The sequence below is a fragment of the Kutzneria buriramensis genome (assembly GCF_003387475.1).
GTDB lineage: Bacteria > Actinomycetota > Actinomycetes > Mycobacteriales > Pseudonocardiaceae > Kutzneria > Kutzneria buriramensis.
In genome coordinates this window covers 96447-114987 of record NZ_QUNO01000025.1, presented here as the reverse complement: position 1 = coordinate 114987, position 18541 = coordinate 96447, and the positions used below count along the sequence as shown (strand labels likewise).

The window sequence follows — 18541 nt, the reverse complement described above, 5'->3', positions numbered from 1 at the left end:
CCGCGCCCGGCCAGGGCTAAGGTGTGCCCACCTCAGCGGTCGCGGCGGGTCACCAACCGGGCCAGCGCGGTCAGCTCCGCGGCCGCCCGGTCGACGGGCGCGGCCAGCGACAACTCGGCCAGCGCGAGGTCCAACTGGTCGATGGACTCCCGCTGGGTCCAGGACCGCCCGCCGGCCAGTTCCACCAGTTCGGCGGCCCGGGCGAGCTCCACATCGGACAGCTCGGTCGGCCGCCCGTACAACAGCGCGAGTTCGTCCGCGGCCGGCACACCGGCGGTCAGGGCGGCGACCACGGGCAGGGACTTCTTGCGGCTGACCAGATCCGAGTGCACGGGCTTGCCGGTCACCTGCGGATCTCCCCAGATGCCGAGGAGATCGTCCACCAGCTGGAACGCCAGCCCCAGGTGCTCGCCGAACACCCGCATGTGCTCGACCTGGTCCGCCGCGCCGCCACCGAACAGCGCGCCGACTGCGGTGGAACAGGCCAGCAGCGCGCCGGTCTTCTCCCCCGCCATGGTCAGACATTCCGACAGGTCCACATCGGACCGGTCCTCGAAGGACACGTCCTCGCACTGTCCCTCGACGAGGTCCTGCACGGCGGAGCTGACCATCCGCATCGCTTCCTGCGCCCGCGCGTGCCCGCTGACGGCCAGGACGTCGTACGCCAGCGTGAGCAGCGCGTCGCCGGCCAGGATCGCCGCGCTGACACCGAAGACCGTCCAGGCGGTCGGTCGGTGACGGCGGCTCACGTCCCGGTCCATCACGTCGTCGTGCAGCAGCGAGAAGTTGTGCACCATCTCCACCGCGACGGCCGCGGGCACGGCGTCCACCGCCGACCCGCCGACCGCCTCGGCGCACAGCACGGCCAGCGTGGGCCGGATCGCCTTGCCGGCGTCGCCCTCACGGGGCGTGCCGTCGGCGTCCCACCACCCGAAGTGGTAGCCGGCGACCCGGCGCATGGCGGCGGGCAGCGTGTCCACGGCCGCGCGCATCGCCGGGTCGACCACGCCACGGCTCCACGCCAGGACGTCGGCGGCGGAGCGGGGCTGCGAGATGACATCGATGGGAACCACTCCCTCTCAGGAGCTCAGGAGGCGAACATCCGCACGGCGGAGGTGCCGAAGCCGCTGGGCAACGCGAAGCCGTGGCCGCCGCGGGACCGGACCAGCTCGGCGGTTCGGTAGCGGGCGGTCGTGCGGTGCCAGTCGAGGATCGCGGCCATCCAGTCCTCCAGCGCGCGGACGTAGCCGTCCACGGCCTTGCGCTGCGCGGCGGTGAAGCCGAACTCCTCGCACAGCGTGGGAATCTCGTGGTCGCGGGTGCGGACGAACTGCTCGATCCGCGCTGTGATCAGGTCGTTGACCACGGCGACGGCCTGGTCCTTGCCGCAGCCGAGGAAGTTCTCCACGACCAGCACCATGTTCATCAGCTCGCCGTCGAACTCGATCTCCTTCTGGTACGAGAAGATGTCGTTGACGAAGCACGCCTGGTCCATCGCCGAGCACTCGAGGCCGCGCACCTGGCTGGTGGCGAAGAACTCCGCCGGGACGATCCCGGTCCGGCGCAGGCTCATGGTCGGCAGCGAGCCCCAGATGTCGCGGCGCATCTCGATGTAGTCCACCGGATCCGGGATCCGGTTCTGCTGGTGGTGATCGGCCTCCCAGACGAACGCCTCGAGCATCCGCTCCAGGGTCCGCCGGAACCGGGCGCGGTCCTCGTCGGCCAGCGGCAGCGCGCTGCGCCGCCACAGGTCGGCCAGGCCTCGCTCGTACGCGTTCGCCGGCGCCGGACCGGCCGCGCAGTCCAGCGGCAGGAACTCCAGGCTGCGGGCCACGAACGCCCGCGGGCCGACGAGGTCCCTGGTGTGGAAGAACATCATCGGGAACAGGTCGTCGGCGTAGGTGCCCCAGAGCGCCCACTGGGCGCCGAGGTCCAGTTCCTCCTGGCCGGCGTCCGGGTGCAGGCCGGCGGCGCAGAGCGCGAAGTCGTAGCCGGCCAGCTGCCGGTCGGTCCACACGCCCTCGGCGGTCATGCCCATCGCCCGGGCCCAGTCGACAGAGTTGCGGCGGGCGTTGTCCAGCAACGGGTTCCGCCGCACCTTGAACGGCATGGTGAACTCGGGCAACGAGGTCGGGCCGACCGCGTGCGGCACGTGGCCGTAACGCTTGAGCCGCTCGGGAAAGCCGAACCGCGCGCCGAGCGTGCCGAGACCGGTCGGGCCGCCGGGGACCCAGCCGGACCTGTCGGCATTGGCGTTCATGTACCGGCTGGAGCGCATGTGCCACTCGTGCCCGCCCGACTGCCAGTCCTGCAAACCGCGGGCGTAGACCAGCGCCGCCATCCGCTCGTCCGGCCGCAATCCGTGCTGGTCGAACAGGATCGGCAGCTCGGTGAACACGGTGTGCTCGAACTGCTGCATACGGGAGGTGATCAGGTCGTTGGTGGCCTCCGCGGCCTCCTGCGTCGTGCAGCCCAGCGCCGTCTCCAGCACCAGGATCATGTTGGCGTTCTCGCCCTCCTCCTCCACCTCGCGCTGGTAGGAGAAGACGTCGTTGCGCAGGTGCACGCCGTCGGCGAAGGTGTCGCGCAGCACGCGTAACGGCCGGGTGCGGGCGATCGCGTCCGGCACCTCGGCGCCCACCGCGACCTCGACCAGGTTGGCCGACCACGGCGCGCCGCCGACCTTGCGGCGCATCTCGATGTAGTCGATCGGGTTGGCCACCCGGCCCTCGTCGATGTTGACGATCTCCCACATGCACTCGACGAGCAGGTTGAGCGTGCTCTCGATGAAGCGGACCTTCCACTCCTGGGACATCATCGGGATGGTGCGCCGCCACAGGTCGGTCAGGCCGGCCTCGACCGGGTTGGTCGGCGTGGCGGTGATCTCCCCGTGCAGCGGCATGAACGCCCGCAGCCCGTCCAGGTACTTCTTCGCTCCCTTGATGTCCTTGGGCTTCTTGTAGAGCTCCAGGAAGTGGTCGTCGAAGAAGAACACCCAGACGTACCAGTCGGTGATCAGGTTGAGCAGCTCGGCCGAGCACTCGGGATGGGTGTACGCGCACAGCAGCGCGTAGTCCATCGCGTCCAGCTCGGCCTCGGACCAGATGATCTCGCCGCCCTCGAACGCCGGCGTGTCGAGCATGTCGAAGTCGCGCGCCCACTTGCGGGTGTGGACGCGCGCCTCCTCCAGGTTCGGGTTCAGCCGGGCCGGGTGGACCAGGTAGAACTCGGGCAGTTCGAACGGCTGCGGCATCAGTTCCCCAGTTCGACGTCTTCCAACACGCCCAGGGCATCGGGCACCAGCACCGCGCAGGAGTAGTAGGTGCTGATCAGGTAGGACAGGATCGCCTTGTCGTTGATGCCGGTGAAGCGCACGGACAGGCCCGGCTCGCGCTCGTCGGGGATGCCGGTCTGGTGCAGGCCGATCACGCCGTTGTCGTCCTCGCCGGTGCGCATGGCCAGGATGGACGTGGTGTTGGTGTCCGGGTCGATCGGGATCTTGTCGCACGGCAGGATCGGCACCCCGCGCCAGGACTGCATCGGCCGGCCGTCCACCAGCACCGGCGACGGGTAGATCCGGCGCGCGGTGAGCTCCCGGCCGAAGGCGGCGATCGCCCTGGGGTGGGCCAGGAAGAACTTGGTCTTGCGGCGGCGGGAGACCAGCTCGTCCATGTCGTCCGGGGTGGGCGGGCCGCTGCGCGGCAGCACCCGCTGCTTGAGGTCGACGTTGTGCAGCAGCCCGAACTCCGGGTTGTTGAGCATGTCGTTCTCCTGGCACTCGCGCAGCGCCTCGACGGTGAGCCGGATCTGCTCCTGCACCTGGTCGTGCGGACCGTTGTAGAGGTCGGCGACGCGGGTGTGGATGCGCAGCATCGTCTGCGCCACGGCCAGTTCGTACTGGCGCGGCGACAGGTCGTAGTCCACGAAGGTGCCGGGCAGCGTGTACTCGCCGGACCTGCCGGAGGTCAGCTCGATCGCCGCCTCGCCGTGCTTGTTCTGGGCCAGCGCGGTGCCGGCGCGCAGGCGCTCCACGTGCGCCCGCAACGACTCCGACCCGGCCAGCAACGGGCCGAGCTGGTCGCGGGACATGGTCAGCACGATGCACCGCGTGGCCGCGCGCACCGTGTACTGCCACGGCCCCGGCGACTCCTCCATCATCTGCTGGCCGAAGTACTCGCCCTCGGCGAGGCTGCCCAGCCGCGCCTCGTCGCCGTACTTGCCGACGCCGACCATCTCCGCCCGGCCGTAGGCGATCAGGAAGCCCGCCTCGCTCGGGTCGCCGGCGGCCACGATGGTGTCGCCGGCGGAGAACTCCCGCTGCACCAACCGATCCGCGATGGCGTGCAGCACCTCGGTGTCCTCGAAACCCCGGTACAGCGGGAGTTCCGTGAGCGTCTCCGGGATGATCCGCACGGCGTCGCCGGTGCTGGTGAAGGCGACGCGGCCGTCGCCGACGGCGTAGGTGAGCCGACGGTTCACGCGGTAGGTGGCGCCCTTCGCCTCCACCCACGGCAGCATGCGCAGCAGGTAGCGCGGCGAGATCGACTGCATCTGCGGGGCGGACTTGGTCGTCGTGGCCAGCTGCCGGGCGGCCGCTGTGCCAAGGCTCAATCGGGTGGCGGCCGGGTCCAGGGTCTCGGTCACGACGTGGTGCTCCAATCACGAACGCGCTTGTGCGATGGGTCGGTGGCCCGCACGCCGCCGAGGGGTCGTCCTCGGCGGCGTGCGGGCACTTCGGTGCCCGTCCGGTCCGGTCGGGCCTGCGGTCGGGTGAGTCAGTTCGCGCCGAGCTGGACGTCCTCGAGAATGCCCAGCGCGTCCGGCACCATCACGGCGCACGAGTAGTAGGCGCTGACCAGGTAGGAGATGATCGCCTTCTCGTTGATGTTCATGAACCGCACGGACAGACCCGGCTGGTACTCGTCGGGCAGGCCGGTCTGGTGCAGGCCGACGACGCCCTGGTTGTGCTCGTCGCCGGTGCGCATCAGGATGATCGAGCTGGTCCGCTGCTCGGTGATCGGGATCTTGTTGCACGGCAGGATCGGCACGCCGCGCCAGGACGGCATCTGGTGCCCGCCGAAGTCGGTGTTGCCCGGGTAGATGCCGGCCTTCGTGCACTCCTGGCCGAACGCGGCGATCGTGCGCGGGTGGGCCAGGAAGACCGTGGGCTCCTTCCACACCGTGGCCAGCAGGTCGTCCATGTCGTCCGGGGTGGGCGCGCCGGTGCGGGTGTGGATGCGCTGGCTGAAGTCGGCGTTGTGCAGCAGGCCGAAGTCGCGGCTGTTGACCAGCTCGTGCTCCTGACGTTCGCGCAGCGCCTCGATGGTCAGGCGCAACTGCTGCTCGGTCTGGTTCATCGGCTGGTTGTAGAGATCGGCGACGCGGGTGTGCACCCGCAGCACGGTCTGCGCGACGCTCAGCTCGTACTCGCGCGGCGAGGCGTCGTAGTCGACGAACGTGCCGGGCAGGTCGGGCTCGCCGGTGTGGCCGGAGGCGACGCTGATCGCGGCCTCGCCGCTGTCGTTGCTGCCGAGCGCGGCGTTGGCCTGGAACAACACCACCTGCTCGCGCAGCTCGGTGGACTGGTCGCACAACGACTGGAAGTCGGCGCGGGTCAGCGAGAGCACGGTGGCGCTGGTGACGGCCTTGGCCGTGAAGTCCCAGTTGGCGTCGGGATCCACCAGTGCCTCGACGCCGAAGTAGTCGCCGTCGGCCAGCGTGCCGAGCACCGACTCGTCGCCGTACTTGCCGGCGCCGATCTTGTTGATCTTGCCGTGCGCGATCAGGTAGACGCGGTCCGAGCCGCTGCCGGCCTCGGCGATCACGTCGCCGGGCGCGTACTCGTGCTGGCTGAACCGGCCGGCCAGCGCCTCCAGGACGTCCATCTCCTCGAAGCCACGCAGCAACGGGAGCTCGCCCAGCTCGGCGGGGATCACTCGGACGTCGGCCCCGGTGTTGGTGAACTCGATGCGGCCGTCGCCGACGGTGTAGCTCAGGCGCCGGTTGACCCGGTAGACACCGCCGTTGACCTGCGTCCAGGGCAGCACGCGCAGCAGCCAGCGCGAGGTGATGCCCTGCATCTGCGGGACGGACTTGGTCGTGGTGGACAGGTTCCGCGCGGCGGCGGTGCCCAGACTCAGCTGGGACTGCCCTTGCTCAACTCCTGCTCCCGGCTCCAATGTCTCCGTCACGACGGACAACTCCTCACCAGATCGACTAAGAGGAATAGAAAAGAAAAGCGCGTTCGACCCGCACGGGACGAAGGCGAATTAATCGCAGGCCGATTTGGATGCCGACAGGAGCGAAACTAGCACCGCCGTTCAGCGGACGTACAGTCGCCCGAGCGGGTGACCATTGCAGGGCCGGAAGTTTGGTCTTTTGTTCACCCAACTCGGCTAGCTACCATCCACCGTCGGTAGCATCGCCGACCGATTTCACCTCGGCACCGCGCGGCAATAGGACAGCGAGGTGGCGTCGCGCCGCCATTCGGGTTCTCTTTCCCCGCCGACCCTCGTTCACCATTGCGGTAGGACGACGGACGTGTCGGATCATCCGATGTCTCGCGAACCACTCCAAAGAGACAAAATCTGCCGAGGTCGACGCGACATTCGGCCGTTCGAGTGGCGGACCGTCACGCCGCGCGCCGGGACGATGCTTGTCGCGTCACAAAGCCACACGTGACCAGCCGCTCACCCAACGTCACCAGATCGCGCCGATTTTTCTGACCGGAAGTCGCGATTGGCCATAAAAGCAATCACACCATTCACGGGATAACCGCGAACGCCACGATTGGGTGGCCGCATTTTCGCCGCGGCCGATGACAAAACGGGACATCTGACCGGATCCTGCGCGTCCACCCACCGATCCATGCCCCGACACGCGCTAGCTCTTCGCGATCATCCACGTGCACCGGGTAACGTCGGTGCCTCGAAGGCGGACGGGGGCACAGCGGATGCGGGACGTCGGCGGCCGGCGGCTGATGCCGCGCCAGGAACGGGCCGCGAGCATCGTGGCGGCCGCGGCCCGGGCGTTCGCCCGTGGCGGCTACAACGGCACGTCGATGGACGACGTCGCCGCGGAGGCCGGTGTCACCAAGATCATCTTGTATCGGCACTACGCCACCAAGAAGGACATCTACACCGCCGCGCTGGACACCACCTGGCAGCGGCTGGTCGACAGCTCCCAGTTCGGCTACGACACCGAGGTCGGCCTGCGCGCGCTGCTGGCCGCCGCCCGGCGCGACCCGGCCGGCTTCACGCTCCTGTTCCGACACGCGGTCCGGGAGCCGGTCTTCGCCGAGTACGCCCAGGCGCTCGTCGCGCAGACCGTGCAGGTGGCCGAGCAGACGCTCGCCGACTCCGTCAAGGATCCGCAGCTGCGGGCCTGGCTGGCCCGGGGCGTGACCGATCTTGTGCTCAACTCGGTGCTGGAGTGGATCACCAGCGGCGATCCCGCCCGCGACGACGAGGCCGCCAACCTGCTGTTCCAGACGGCCGCGGCGGTGATTGTCCACCACCGGTCAAGGGCGGTCCCCCGACCGGCCGCACGACGATCGGATGGACTTCGCGAAACTGTATACTGAGCAGTTGCTCAGGGAGTACTGTCGGGCCTCCACGGTCAAATCTGGGGAGGTGACAATGGCGACTGGCCAATTCCCGGCTGATGATGCCGAGGCCGCCGCGAACGTCTTCGCTGGAGAACTCAAGCGTTGGCGGACGCTGCGCGGGCTGTCGAGGACCACACTCGCACGACGGATGGGCTATGACCGCTCATACGTGTCCAAAGTGGAGAGTGGGGCCAAGCCGCCGTCCCGGGACTTCGCCTTTCACGCAGAGAAGGCGTTGCACTCGGGCGGGGCGCTGTACAACGCGTATCGGGAGCACAGCAGCTCGGTCGAGCGGTCCAAGGCCGACGGCCAGCTGGTGCGCGTCGCGTCGAGGCCGACGCAGCCGTACGCGGACCTGATCGCCGGCGGCGTGCCGCCGGTGGGGCGGTAGATCGGGTCGACACCGCCGACCGGGACGACAGTGGCGCGAACCCCCGCCGTGCCGACTAGGTTCCCGAGAAGCGACTAGGCGGGCCACAGCCAGTGGCCCGCCTAGTTCTATTTTCAAGTAGTTGCAGGTTCAGGAAATGTTCACTTTGTAAACGAACTTAAAGCGAAGCGATTCGACTCGGGAAGGCCGACCAGATCTCCGGCGTGTAGAAGTGGCCGCCCGGCAGCTCGTCCACCCGCACCGACCCCTCGCCGAGTCCCATCCACCGCTTGGCGTTGCCGGCGGAGTCGTCGCCGTCGTCCACGCCGTAGACGATCTGGAGCGGCGCCCGCACCGTGGTGCCCGGCCGGTACCGGTAGCTGGCGCTGACCGTGAGGTCGGCACGCAGCAGCGCGACCGCCATCTGCACCAGCTCCGGCTCGTCGAGCAGCGCCTGCGGCAGCTGGCCGACGGTGCTCATCCAGTGCAGCAGCTCGTCGTCGGTCTGCCCGAGGTTGGGCTCGTGGCCGGGCACCGGCCAGTCGGTCGGCGCCTCGCTGGCCGACACCGTCAGCGCCGTCGGCCCGTGGCCGCGGCGCTCGGCGCGGGCCGCCACCTCGAACGCCATCACCGCACCCATGCTGTGCCCGAACAGGACGTACGGCCTGGTCGCGACCTCCGTGACGACGGCGTCGACCACCTCGTCGCAGAGCGGATCCCACTCGGTGGCGAACGGCTCGGAGAACCGGCTCTCCCGACCGGGGTAGCAGACCAGCACCAGTTCCATGTCGTCCGGCAACTGCGTCGCCCACGACCGGAACGGGGCGGTGCCGCCGCCGCTGTAGCCGAGGCACACCAGCACCCGGCTCGCCTGGGGCCGCGGCCGCGGCCGGACCAAGATCTTGGCTCCCGTGCTCACATGAGCAACCTACCGGCGTTCCGTAGCCTTGACCGGTGAGCCTGCTGCCGCCCCAGGCGCGCCGACCCGCCGTCGGCCTCGTCGTGGTCTGCGCCGTCGTCGTCGCCGTGGGGGCGGCGCTGTATCACGGGGAGCGCCGCGCCGGCGCCTTCGACGACGCCGTGGACGACCGGCTGTTCACGGTCTTCGGCCGGGACCGCCTGCTGCTGTACGACCTGTTGCACGTCGCCGACCTGGCGGTGGTGGCGACCGTGCTGGCGGTCGTGGTCGTGACGGCGGTACTGCGCCGCCGGTTCGACATCGCGGCGCTGGCCGCGCTCGGGCCGCTGGCGTCGATCCTGATCACCGAGGTCGTGCTGAAGCCACTGGTGGGGCGGCGCTACAACTCCACGCTGTTGTCGTACCCGAGCGGGCACACTGTCGGCACGGTGTCGGAATGCGCGGCGCTCGGGGTGATCCTGCTCGGCGCGACCGGCCTGACCCTTGCGCTGCGCGTGGCACTGGGCGTGCTGCTGGCGGCCGTGTCCGGCATCGTGATGCTGGCGCTGATCGTCGACGGCTTCCACTACTCCACCGACACGGTCGCCGGTTTGTGCCTGTCGGTCGGCATCGTCACGCTCGTGGCGCTGGGGCTGGACGGAGTCACGGGAACGGTCACGCGGCACCCCGTGGGCGCGTCGGCGCAGGTCTGACACCCGCCGAACGGCGGAATGCCGGGACTTGCCGGAAGTTGCATCTGGGCAGGTATTTACACCGCCGCATGCCATCGCGAAAATCCTTGACCATAGGATGAGCGAGGTGACGGGCGTGCGAAGGCTCGCGATTGCGCTGGCAGCGCTACTGACGGTGGTTGTCACGCTACCGGCGGCGGCCGCGACGACCACCGCCGCGCGGGAGCTGCGCGGCATGTGGATCGCCAGCGTGGCCAACATCGACTGGCCGACCAAGCCGGGACTGCCGGTCGCGCAGCAGAAGGCGGACTACCTCTCGCTGCTCGACCGGGCCAAGGCCACCGGCGTTAACGCCGTTTTCGTGCAGATCCGGCCGACCGCGGATTCGTTCTACCCGTCCGCGCTGGAGCCGTGGTCGCAGTATCTGACCGGGACGCAGGGCCGGGATCCCGGCTACGACCCGCTGCGGTTCCTGGTGTCCGAGGCGCACAAGCGTGATCTCGAATTCCACGCGTGGTTCAACCCGTACCGGATCAGCCTCCAGGGCGATGCCACCTTGCTCGCGCCGAATCACCCGGCGCGGCTGCACCCCGACTGGGTCGTCGGTTACGGCGGCCAGCTGTACTACAACCCCGGCATCCCGGCCGTGCGGCAGTTCGTGGAGAAGGTCATTCTCGACACCACGCGCCGCTACGACATCGACGGCGTGCACTTCGACGACTACTTCTACCCGTATCCCGTTGCCGGCCAACAGTTCCCCGACCGACAGACGTTCGCGCGCTACGGCGGCGGGTTCCCGGACATCGGCGACTGGCGCCGCTCGAACGTGGACAAGTTGATCAGCGAGCTGTCATCCCGGATCCACGCCATGAAGCCGTGGATCGCCTTCGGCGTCAGCCCGTTCGGCATCTGGCGGGACGCGCGCACCGATCCGACCGGCTCCGACACGCAGGGCGGCGTGCACGACTACGACGATCTGTACGCCGACACCCGGACCTGGATCCGCAACCACTGGGTCGACTACATCGCGCCGCAGCTGTACTGGCCGGTCGGCTACACCATCGCGGACTACGCCAAGCTGCTGCCGTGGTGGGCGCACGAGGTCGCCGGCACCGGGGTCTCGCTGTACATCGGGCAGGCCGTGTACAAGATCGGCACCGCCAGCCCGGCCGCGTGGCTTGACCCCGCGGAGATGCCCCGGCACATCGCCCTGGACCGCGCCACCCCCGGCGCGAACGGCGACATCCTGTACAACACCACCACTCTGCTGGCCGATCCCCTCGGCTTCACCGACCGGCTGCGCACCGATCTCTACGCCCGGCCGGCGATCGTCCCCGTCCGGCCGACCGTCGCCGGGCACACCCCGCCCGCCCCGATTCTGCTGCCGCTGACCGGAAACACCTTGCACTGGATCGGCTTCGCCACCTCGTACGCCGTCTACCAGGACGGGAACCTGCTCACCACGCTGCGCGGCACCGGTCTCACCCTGCCGACGGGCCGTCACAGCTACGCGGTCACCGCGCTCGACCGCACCCACCACGAGAGCCGTCCCAGCACCACCGAGGAGTACCGATGAGCCCTGTGCACAACCGGTTGACCAGGCTGGCCCTGGTGGGCACCGTCGCCGGCGCCCTCATCGCGCAGCTGACCACCGCGCCCGCCACCGCCGCGACCTCGGTCGCGCCGGTGGACTTCCACCAGTGGAGCAGCGACGCCCAGTTCCACAGTGGACACTCCGACGGCATGATCGTCCGCGACGGGCTGGTGATCGGCCGGCCCGCCGGCACCGTCCAGCACACCGAGCCGGCGCTGGGCACCACCAGGACCTACGACTACTCCACCTGGACCTCTCCCCCGTACAGCCAGCGATTCGGGGCCACCCAGCTGATCGCGTCGTGGAACGCGGCGACGCCGGCCGGCACCTGGTTGCAGGTGGAGATGCGGGGGACGTCGTCGAAGGGCACCCAGACCGGCTGGTACGTGATGGGACGCTGGGCGTCCGGCGACGAGGACATCCAGCGCACCAGCGTGCCCGACCAGACCGACGCCACCGGCACCATCGACGTCGACACCTTCGAGGCGGCCGACGGCGTGCAGCTCATGTCGTACCAGCTTCGGGTGACTCTGTACCGGTTGCACGGCGTTTCGGTGTCGCCGCACCTGCGGATGGTCGGCGCGATGACGTCCGCCGTGCCCGACCGGTTCACCGTGCCCACCAGCCCCAGCGGCGGGGCGTGGGGCATCGAGCTGCCGGTGCCGCGGTACTCCCAGGACATCCACAAAGGACAGTACCCGCAGTACGACGGCGGCGGCGAGGCGTGGTGCAGCCCGACGTCGACACAGATGGTCGTCGAGTACTGGGGCAAACACCCCACCGCGCAACAGCTTTCGTGGGTCGACCCGAGTTACGCCGACCCCAGCGTGGACTTCGCCGCTCGCGGCACGTACGACTACGACTACCAGGGCGCCGGCAACTGGCCGTTCAACACCGCCTACGCCGCGAGCTACGGTCTGGACGCCCACATCACCCGGCTGCATTCGTTGCAGGAGCTGGAGGGTTACATCAAGCGGGGCATCCCCGTGATCACCTCGCAGTCGTTCCAGGCCAGCGAGCTCGACGGCGCGGGCTACTCCACGTCCGGGCACATCATGGTCGTGGTCGGCTTCACCGCAACCGGGGACGTGATCGTCAACGACCCCGCGTCGAGCGACGACCCGGCCGTGCGGAACGTGTACAAGCGCGGCCAGTTCGAGAACGTGTGGCTGCGCACCGAACGGCCGCTTCCCGGCGGCGGTGTCGGCAGCGGGCCGGGCGGTGTCGTGTACATCGTCACCCCGCACGGGATGCCCTTGCCGTGACATGCCGCGCGTGAACCTCAGCCTTGCCGGGCGATCAGGCGGGTGTTGTGCGGGTTCAGAGTGTTCGCGGCGATCAGCTCGGTGGCGACCTCGGTGACGAAGTCATCGGCGTCGTCACCGAGCGCGTCGGCCTGAGCGGCGAGGCCGGCCGCACGCATGATTCGACCCAGGGCAACGGGTTCCGCCGGGAACCCGCCGTCGAGTTCCGTCGGCGGGAGCTCGATGGCGAGGCCGGCACCTTCGAGCTGTGCGGCCACTTCCTCGGCGGGGTGCTGGCGCATGGCGAACGGGATGGCGGCGAGGCGATCGCGCCAGCGGGGGCGGTTGATCACTTCCTCGACGATGTCCGAACCGTCGCGGATCTTCCTGCCACGGCTCCATTGCAGCACCAGCGCGCCGCCCGGGGCGAGCGCGTGGGCCATTTCGTTGAGGGCGTGGTCGATGTCGTCGAGCCAGTGCAGGACCCACGAGCAGTGCACGATGTCGAACGCCTTGCCATCGAGTTCGAGCTTGCGGGCGTCCTGAAGGGTTGTGGTCACCGGGAGGCCGGCACACAGCTGCCGGGTCGCTTCCACCATCGACGGCGACACGTCGCTGGCGACGACCGTGTAGCCGCGTTCGGCGACTTCCCTGGTGATTTCCCCGCTGCCGCAGCCCACATCCGCCAGCCGTCCGCCGCGCAGTCCGGCCAGTTCCAGCGCCTCCATCGCCGTCCGGAACTGGCGGGTGTTGGAGCTGCGGTAGTTCTCCGCCCGCCAGACGTGGTTCTCCGCCACGGTCACCTCCCCAGCGCCGCCCGCACCGCGCGATCGGCCCGCTCGTACGCGTTGTCGTCCCCGTGCACCAAGGATGCTGCATTCGCCGCGCGCGCGTAAGCGTTCAGCTCGAACGCCAGCTGATCCGGATCGGATTCCATGCGCGCCTGGGCGATCGCCTGGGCGACCACCCCCAGCCAGGTGCAGTCCAGCTCGGCGATCGCGTCCCGGATCCGGCCCGGCCGGCCCCCGAACTCCGCGCCGACCCTGGCGAAGAAGCAGCCGCCGGGGAAGACGCGGGTTCTGGAGTACGCGAGCCAGCGGTCGAGCAGGTGGTAGACGCGGTCCGGGCTGGGCGGGGTCACGAGTGCCGGGCCGATCACCTCCGCGTAGAAGATCCGCGCCGCCGCCTCGATCGTGGCGAGCTGGAGCTCCTCCTTGGAGCCGAAGTGCGCGAACAGGCCGCTCTTGCTGACGTCCAGGTCCGTCGCCAGGCGCCCGATCGACAGTCCCTCCAGACCCTCGACCGAGGCGATGTCCACCGCCCTGGCCAGGATGTTCCGGCGGGTCTGCTCGCCTCGGATCACTCTCCCGTCCACGCGGGTAATAGTACGATCGTTCGTGCAGTTATCCCGCCCGGGCTCCGGCACCGGCGGGGAGAATGGCCCGCAAGCGTTTGCGACCCGGGTGACCTTATCGCGGTAGTTCACCAGCGCATGGCGGTGAAGTCGATGGGCCGCGGCTCCAGGGCGGCGGTTCGGGCGGCCAGGCGCTGAAGGCGGGACGCCATGTCATTGGAGGGGAGGCGTTTGCGGTCGCCATGGCCGGGGAGGACCCACTCGAAACGGACCGTGGGGGCAGTGCGGGCAAGGGAGGCGGCCAGCTCGCGGATGTCGTACCAGGTGACGTTTTCGGCTACCTCGAGGTCGGCGGTGGTGCGGGACCAGTAGAACGAATCGCCGGTGAAGCAGTACCTGTCGTCGGCGATGTAGAGCACGCTGCCGAGGGTGTGGCCGGGGAGGGGGTGGGCCACGACGCCGGGGGCGACCTCGACGGGGGCCAGGCCGCGGAGGATCTGGTCGGCGTCGGGGGCTGCATCCAGGTCGCCTTCGTGGATCCACAGGCGGGCCCCGAAACGGTCGGCGTACTGACGGCCGTGGGCGGCGTGATCGCGGTGGGTCAGCAGCACGTCGGTCACGGGGCCGAAGGCCTCGTACCGGTCGGCCAGAGCGGCGCTCCAGCGGGGAGTGTCGATCATCAGGGTGCCGGTGGGCCGACGCAGCAGGTACGAGTTGGCGGCGGCGGTGCGGGGCGAGTTGTGTCCACAGTGGAAAAGGCCTTCGTCCAGCGGCAGCGGGAACGGGTCGAGGTCGGGGTCGAGGCGGTCGGAAGTGTGGCGGATGGATCGGGTGTGGCAGGCGTAGGCGGCGGTGTGCAGTGCCCGGCGTTCATCGTCGGTCGACGGCTGTCGGATCAACTGCGAGCGGCCGTCCACCTCGGCGATCAGGTCGGGCGCGAACTGCCGAGCCACATCGCAGTTCGTGCAGCGGTCGTCAACGAACCAAGTCATGGGTCCCCCTGGAAGTCGGTGATTCAGGACTACCAGGTGTTTCCCCGGAAAAGAAAGCGTTGATTCCGGGGGCGGAGGCTGCTCTACAAGATCAAGCGGTAGGCCCGCACAGCACCATCAGCTGCACGATGTCGAGCCGACCGGCCCGCAGGTCCGCGACCTGGTCGCCGGTGATCCAGAGATCCGGGGAGGCATCGAGGTCGGGCCGATACCGGCCAACGGTCAGATAGCAACCGTGTGGCAGCGATGCATGGGCAAGTTCCAGGAAAGCATTGTCCGTGGCGGATCGGCCGGGATTCAGGTTCAGCCTCGGCCCGGTGATCACCGACGCGACGCGGCCGGCGATCGGCGGGCCGGCATACAGGGCATAGGCCCCGGCGAGCTGATGGGACCAATCCGACCAGTCGCGGCCACCGATCCGCTGGTAGGCGCCGTCGACGTGAACCGCCCCGAGCTCGCCGGCCGCATCCGCCGGCGCGAACGAGTAGATCCCGCCGGACACCAGCGCCACGAGTGCCACCGACCCGACCAGCGCGACCCGCATTTCCGCCCCCCTGCGCCAGAAAGTCGCCCCGGGGCTCCCGGGGCCGACTTCCTTGCTACCAGAAACTCAGCCGGCCCAGACGTCCTCGACGTAGCGGTCCTCGGCGATCAGACCGTCCAGCCACGCCTGGTCGTCGCCGCTGCCGTGACTGCGATGAATGGACTTGAAGGCCTCACGCACGGCGGGGGCCATGCCCTTGCCGTCGCCGCAGACGTACACGCGGCCACCGGTGGAAAGGGCCGCCCAGACCTCGTCGCCGTCGGCGGCGATGCGGTCCTGCACGTACTTGACGCCGTCGACCTCGGCCCGGGAGAAGGCGGGCCGCATGGAGATGACGCCGGCCTGCTCGGCGGCCTCCAACTCGGCGCGGTGCAGGTAGTCGACGTCGGGGTGGCGCACGCCGAAGTAGCACAGCCCGGGGCCCAAAGCCTTGCCGGCGGCCAACTCAGCGGCCCGGTCGCCGATGAATCCCCGGAAGGGAGCCAAACCGGTGCCGGCGCTGACGAAGATCACCGGCGTGGCCGGGTCTTCGGGAGCGCGGAAGGCCTCGCGGGCGGGGTCGACGCGGGCCCGCAGCTGGTCGCCGGCGGCGAGCCGGGACAGGTAGTACGACGACACGCCGTGGAACTCACCGGATCCGGTGCGGGACGGGCCGGAGACGACACCGACGATCAGCTCGATCTCACCGGGCTTCAGCAAGGCCGACGACGAGATCGAGTAGTGCCGGGCCTGGATCGGCGACAGCATCTCCAGGAACATCTCGGGCGCCAGCTGGCAGGCGGGATTCTGCTCCAGCAGCTCCAACAGGCTCAGGTCGGTCTCGGTCAGCGCCTCCAGCGCGGCCTTCTCCGGCGGGCACGGGTTGCACGAGGCGAGGACCTCGATCTGCGCGGGCGTCGCCGGGTTCTGCAGCTCAACGAAGTGCGTGAGCAGCTGGCGGATCGTCACGGGCCGGTCGACGGGGATGGCCCGCCGGGTCTTCTGCCGCGGGTTGATCGCCACGACCAGGTCCAGGTTCAGCCCGAACCTCGCGGCGACCCGGTCGACCAGGTCGGACGGGTTGTCCGGCACGACCGTGAGGTGATCGCCGGTGCGGTACGAAACGCCCTCGGGCAGCTGGATCCGAAGGTGCCGCTTGGACCGCCCGAGCGGGCTCTCCACATCCACCAGCTCGTCGTTGGCCAGCACGGTCATCGGCCCGACCTCGTACCGGGCGTCCAGCGCGGCGGTCACCGGACCGGTGATCACCCGCACGTCGTACAGCCGGTCGGAGGAGTCGACCTCCACGACGGCGTCCGGATCCCCGTAGCGGGTGAGGAGTTCCGCCCACAGGCCGTCGCTCCACGCCTCGATGTCGCCGGTCAGGTCGCCGGAGGCGTCGGCCTCGCAGCGCTCCACCAGCCGCGTCGCGCCCAGCGAAGCCAACCGAGCGTCGACGCGGGTCGGGATGTGCTGGTACGTCGCGGCCCAGTTGCGGTCGCCGACGCCAAGCACGGCAAAGGAAACCGCGGACAGGTCGTCGGTCGAGGAGTCCAGCCACGCCACGAAGTCGGCGGCGTCGTCGGTGGGCTTTCCGTTGTACGAAGCGGCAACCACGACGACCGGGCCGTCCGACGGCAGCTTGCCGGTGAACTCGTCCAGCGGCGCGGCGACGGCGGTGAAGCCCCGGTCCTCGCCCTCGTCGGCCAACTGGCGGGCCATCGCACGGCAGGTGCCGAGGTTGGAACCGTGCAACACGGTCAGAGTGGTGCCCTGCTTGGCCCGACCGGCGGTCCTCGTGACGTCGCGCGTCGCGGCGGCCGGCGCAGCCTGGACGCGTTCCGTACGCAGAGCCAGGTTCAGGCGGAAGCCGGCGGGCTTGAGGGTCAGCGTCTCCTTGACCTTCAGCTCGTAGTTGAAGGTGTCCAGCAGCCGGTAGCGGTGGATGATCATGCCGAGCAACAGGGTCGCCTCGTGCAGCGCGAACTGCCGGCCGATGCAGGCCCGCTCGCCCGTGCCGAACGGCTTGAACGCGTGCACCGGGCGCGCCTTCTCCCGCTCCGGGTCGAAGCGAGAGGGGTCGAAGGCCTCGACGTTGTCGCCCCACACCGCGTCCCGGTGCAGCATCGGGGCCAGCACCACCACCCACTGCCCCTTCTTGATCGGGTGCCCGCCGATGGTGGTGTCGACGATCGCCTCACGGGAGAACGCCGCCGCGGTCGGCCACAGCCGCAACGCCTCGTTGAGCACCTGGCGGACGTAGCGGAGCTTGCCGACCTCCTCGTACGTCGGCTGCGGCTTGTCCGTCGAGCCCCACAGCGCGTCGACCTCGGCCTGCGCCTTGGCCAGCACCGTCGGGTTCTTGACCAGGTAGTGCAGCGCGAACGACAGCGCGCCGGAGGTGGTCTCGTGGCCGGCGATCAGGAAGGTGATCACCTGGTTGCGGATGTTGGTGTCGTCCAGCACCGTGCCGTCGGTCGGGTGCGGCGCGTTGAGCATCAGGCCCAGCAGGTCGTCGGTGGAGGTGTCGCCGGACTCCTTGCGCTGGCGTACGACGTCGTCGACGACCTCGGCCAGGTACTGGGCGTCCTTGGCGAACTGCTCGTCGGCCCCCTTGTTCAGGATGGGGCCGATCCACGGCAGCTCACGGGCCTTGGCCTGGGCGTGGGCCAGGCCCCGGACCAGGGCCTGCACGAACGGGTGCGGGTCGGGCCGCTGGAAGGACTCGAAGTCGAAGGCGAAGCCGGTCAGGCCGATGGTGTCCAGGGTCAGCCGGGTCATGTCGTCGGCGACCTCGACCGGCCGCCGGTCCACGTGCTCGTCCCAGGACGCGATCAGCCGGTTGGCCACCTCGAGCATGGTCGGGTGATAGCCGCGCATCGACTGGAGCGAGAACGCCGGCAGCAGGATGTCGTGCGCCTTCTGCCAGTTCGGCTCGGTGTTGAAGGCGGTGAACAGGCCGTCGCCGGCGATGGCGCGGATGCGGGCCAGCGACGGGGCGACGTGCTTGGCGAAGCGGTCCTCGTCGGCGACCTCGGCCACCAGGTCGGCGCCGGACACGAAGACCACGTCGTTGCCGAAGAAGCTGCGGGTGAAGATCGGACCCAGCTCGCGGGACATCCGCATGGCGTCCTGGATCGGGGTCCTGGGTGACGTCCCGACCACGTCGCCGACCACCGGGATCCGGTTGGCCGGGTGCGGGAGGCCCGTCACGTCCATCGAGGTTGTCATCGTCGTTCCCCAGGTCGGTGCTTGCTCGATCGCTCAA

The 18541-nt window shown here is 69.5% G+C and carries 15 protein-coding genes; 5 read left to right on the top strand and 10 right to left on the bottom strand.

Translation table 11 applies throughout. The annotated features are described in order from the left end of the window. Nucleotides 1-32 precede the first annotated feature (32 nt). The 4 genes from BCF44_RS48365 to BCF44_RS48350 form a co-directional block, all read right to left on the bottom strand. Nucleotides 33-1073 (bottom strand): family 2 encapsulin nanocompartment cargo protein polyprenyl transferase, encoded by a 1041-nt coding sequence (locus BCF44_RS48365; RefSeq protein WP_246016254.1) that lies wholly within the window; start codon nucleotides 1071-1073, stop codon nucleotides 33-35. A gap of 14 nt (nucleotides 1074-1087) precedes the next feature. Further along, nucleotides 1088-3253, bottom strand: coding sequence for a terpene synthase family protein (locus tag BCF44_RS48360; protein WP_116181323.1), 2166 nt, complete (start codon nucleotides 3251-3253; stop codon nucleotides 1088-1090). Further along, nucleotides 3253-4644, bottom strand: a complete 1392-nt coding sequence (locus BCF44_RS48355; protein WP_246016253.1) for a family 2B encapsulin nanocompartment shell protein — start codon at nucleotides 4642-4644, stop codon at nucleotides 3253-3255. The genes BCF44_RS48360 and BCF44_RS48355 overlap by 1 nt, the downstream gene beginning before the upstream one ends. Nucleotides 4645-4775: 131 nt before the next feature. Continuing rightward, nucleotides 4776-6191 carry a family 2B encapsulin nanocompartment shell protein gene (locus tag BCF44_RS48350; RefSeq protein WP_116181322.1) on the bottom strand — a complete coding sequence of 472 codons (1416 nt, stop codon included), beginning with the start codon at nucleotides 6189-6191 and terminating at the stop codon, nucleotides 4776-4778. Nucleotides 6192-6952: 761 nt separating this feature from the next. Between BCF44_RS48350 and BCF44_RS48345 the strand changes: the two genes are divergently transcribed. Together BCF44_RS48345 and BCF44_RS48340 are read left to right on the top strand one after the other, a co-directional pair. Beyond that, entirely contained in the window at nucleotides 6953-7582 is a 630-nt protein-coding gene (locus BCF44_RS48345; protein ID WP_116181321.1) for a TetR/AcrR family transcriptional regulator, read from the top strand. Nucleotides 7583-7637: 55 nt separating this feature from the next. Continuing rightward, nucleotides 7638-7997, top strand: coding sequence for a helix-turn-helix domain-containing protein (locus tag BCF44_RS48340; protein WP_116181349.1), 360 nt, complete (start codon nucleotides 7638-7640; stop codon nucleotides 7995-7997). A 157-nt stretch (nucleotides 7998-8154) separates the two neighbouring features. Here BCF44_RS48340 and BCF44_RS48335 read toward each other — a convergent pair whose 3' ends face one another. Continuing rightward, a complete protein-coding gene (locus BCF44_RS48335; RefSeq protein WP_246016252.1) occupies nucleotides 8155-8895 on the bottom strand; it encodes a thioesterase II family protein in 741 nt (246 codons plus the stop codon). Between the two features lie 35 nt (nucleotides 8896-8930). Here BCF44_RS48335 and BCF44_RS48330 point away from each other — a divergent pair, with 35 nt between their 5' ends. The 3 genes from BCF44_RS48330 (at nucleotide 8931) to BCF44_RS48320 (ending at nucleotide 12425) form a co-directional block, all read left to right on the top strand. Further along, on the top strand, nucleotides 8931-9587 hold the full coding sequence (locus BCF44_RS48330) for a phosphatase PAP2 family protein (protein ID WP_116181320.1): 657 nt from the start codon (nucleotides 8931-8933) through the stop codon (nucleotides 9585-9587). Between the two features lie 115 nt (nucleotides 9588-9702). Then, a complete protein-coding gene (locus BCF44_RS48325; protein WP_246016251.1) occupies nucleotides 9703-11142 on the top strand; it encodes a glycoside hydrolase family 10-like protein in 1440 nt (479 codons plus the stop codon). Further along, complete coding sequence (locus tag BCF44_RS48320; protein ID WP_116181318.1) at nucleotides 11139-12425, top strand: C39 family peptidase; 1287 nt, start codon at nucleotides 11139-11141, stop codon at nucleotides 12423-12425. Before BCF44_RS48325 ends, BCF44_RS48320 begins: the two co-directional genes overlap by 4 nt. Before the next feature lie 17 nt (nucleotides 12426-12442). Here BCF44_RS48320 and BCF44_RS48315 read toward each other — a convergent pair whose 3' ends face one another. The 5 genes from BCF44_RS48315 to BCF44_RS48295 form a co-directional block, all read right to left on the bottom strand. After that, a complete protein-coding gene (locus BCF44_RS48315; RefSeq protein WP_147328951.1) occupies nucleotides 12443-13132 on the bottom strand; it encodes a class I SAM-dependent methyltransferase in 690 nt (229 codons plus the stop codon). 71 nt (nucleotides 13133-13203) lie between these two features. After that, a complete protein-coding gene (locus tag BCF44_RS48310) occupies nucleotides 13204-13779 on the bottom strand; it encodes a TetR/AcrR family transcriptional regulator (RefSeq protein WP_170218151.1) in 576 nt (191 codons plus the stop codon). A 107-nt stretch (nucleotides 13780-13886) separates the two neighbouring features. Next, nucleotides 13887-14750: an MBL fold metallo-hydrolase gene (locus BCF44_RS48305; protein ID WP_116181316.1), complete on the bottom strand. Its 864-nt coding sequence runs from the start codon at nucleotides 14748-14750 to the stop codon at nucleotides 13887-13889. Nucleotides 14751-14841: 91 nt separating this feature from the next. Beyond that, nucleotides 14842-15294, bottom strand: a complete 453-nt coding sequence (locus BCF44_RS48300) for a hypothetical protein (protein WP_116181315.1) — start codon at nucleotides 15292-15294, stop codon at nucleotides 14842-14844. Nucleotides 15295-15360: 66 nt separating this feature from the next. Then, nucleotides 15361-18504 (bottom strand): bifunctional cytochrome P450/NADPH--P450 reductase, encoded by a 3144-nt coding sequence (locus BCF44_RS48295; RefSeq protein WP_246016250.1) that lies wholly within the window; start codon nucleotides 18502-18504, stop codon nucleotides 15361-15363. Nucleotides 18505-18541 lie beyond the last annotated feature (37 nt).

What these genes read in the sequence shown, in the direction of transcription:
- BCF44_RS48360 (WP_116181323.1), bottom strand. Translation starts at nt 3,253, where the DNA reads ATGCCGCAGCCGTTCGAACTGCCCGAGTTCTACCTGGTCCACCCGGCC.
- BCF44_RS48320 (WP_116181318.1), top strand. Translation starts at nt 11,139, where the DNA reads ATGAGCCCTGTGCACAACCGGTTGACCAGGCTGGCCCTGGTGGGCACC.
- BCF44_RS48315 (WP_147328951.1), bottom strand. Translation starts at nt 13,132, where the DNA reads ATGGAGGCGCTGGAACTGGCCGGACTGCGCGGCGGACGGCTGGCGGAT.
- BCF44_RS48300 (WP_116181315.1), bottom strand. Translation starts at nt 15,294, where the DNA reads ATGCGGGTCGCGCTGGTCGGGTCGGTGGCACTCGTGGCGCTGGTGTCC.
- BCF44_RS48345 (WP_116181321.1), top strand. Translation starts at nt 6,953, where the DNA reads ATGCGGGACGTCGGCGGCCGGCGGCTGATGCCGCGCCAGGAACGGGCC.
- BCF44_RS48305 (WP_116181316.1), bottom strand. Translation starts at nt 14,750, where the DNA reads ATGACTTGGTTCGTTGACGACCGCTGCACGAACTGCGATGTGGCTCGG.
- BCF44_RS48295 (WP_246016250.1), bottom strand. Translation starts at nt 18,504, where the DNA reads ATGACAACCTCGATGGACGTGACGGGCCTCCCGCACCCGGCCAACCGG.
- BCF44_RS48340 (WP_116181349.1), top strand. Translation starts at nt 7,638, where the DNA reads ATGGCGACTGGCCAATTCCCGGCTGATGATGCCGAGGCCGCCGCGAAC.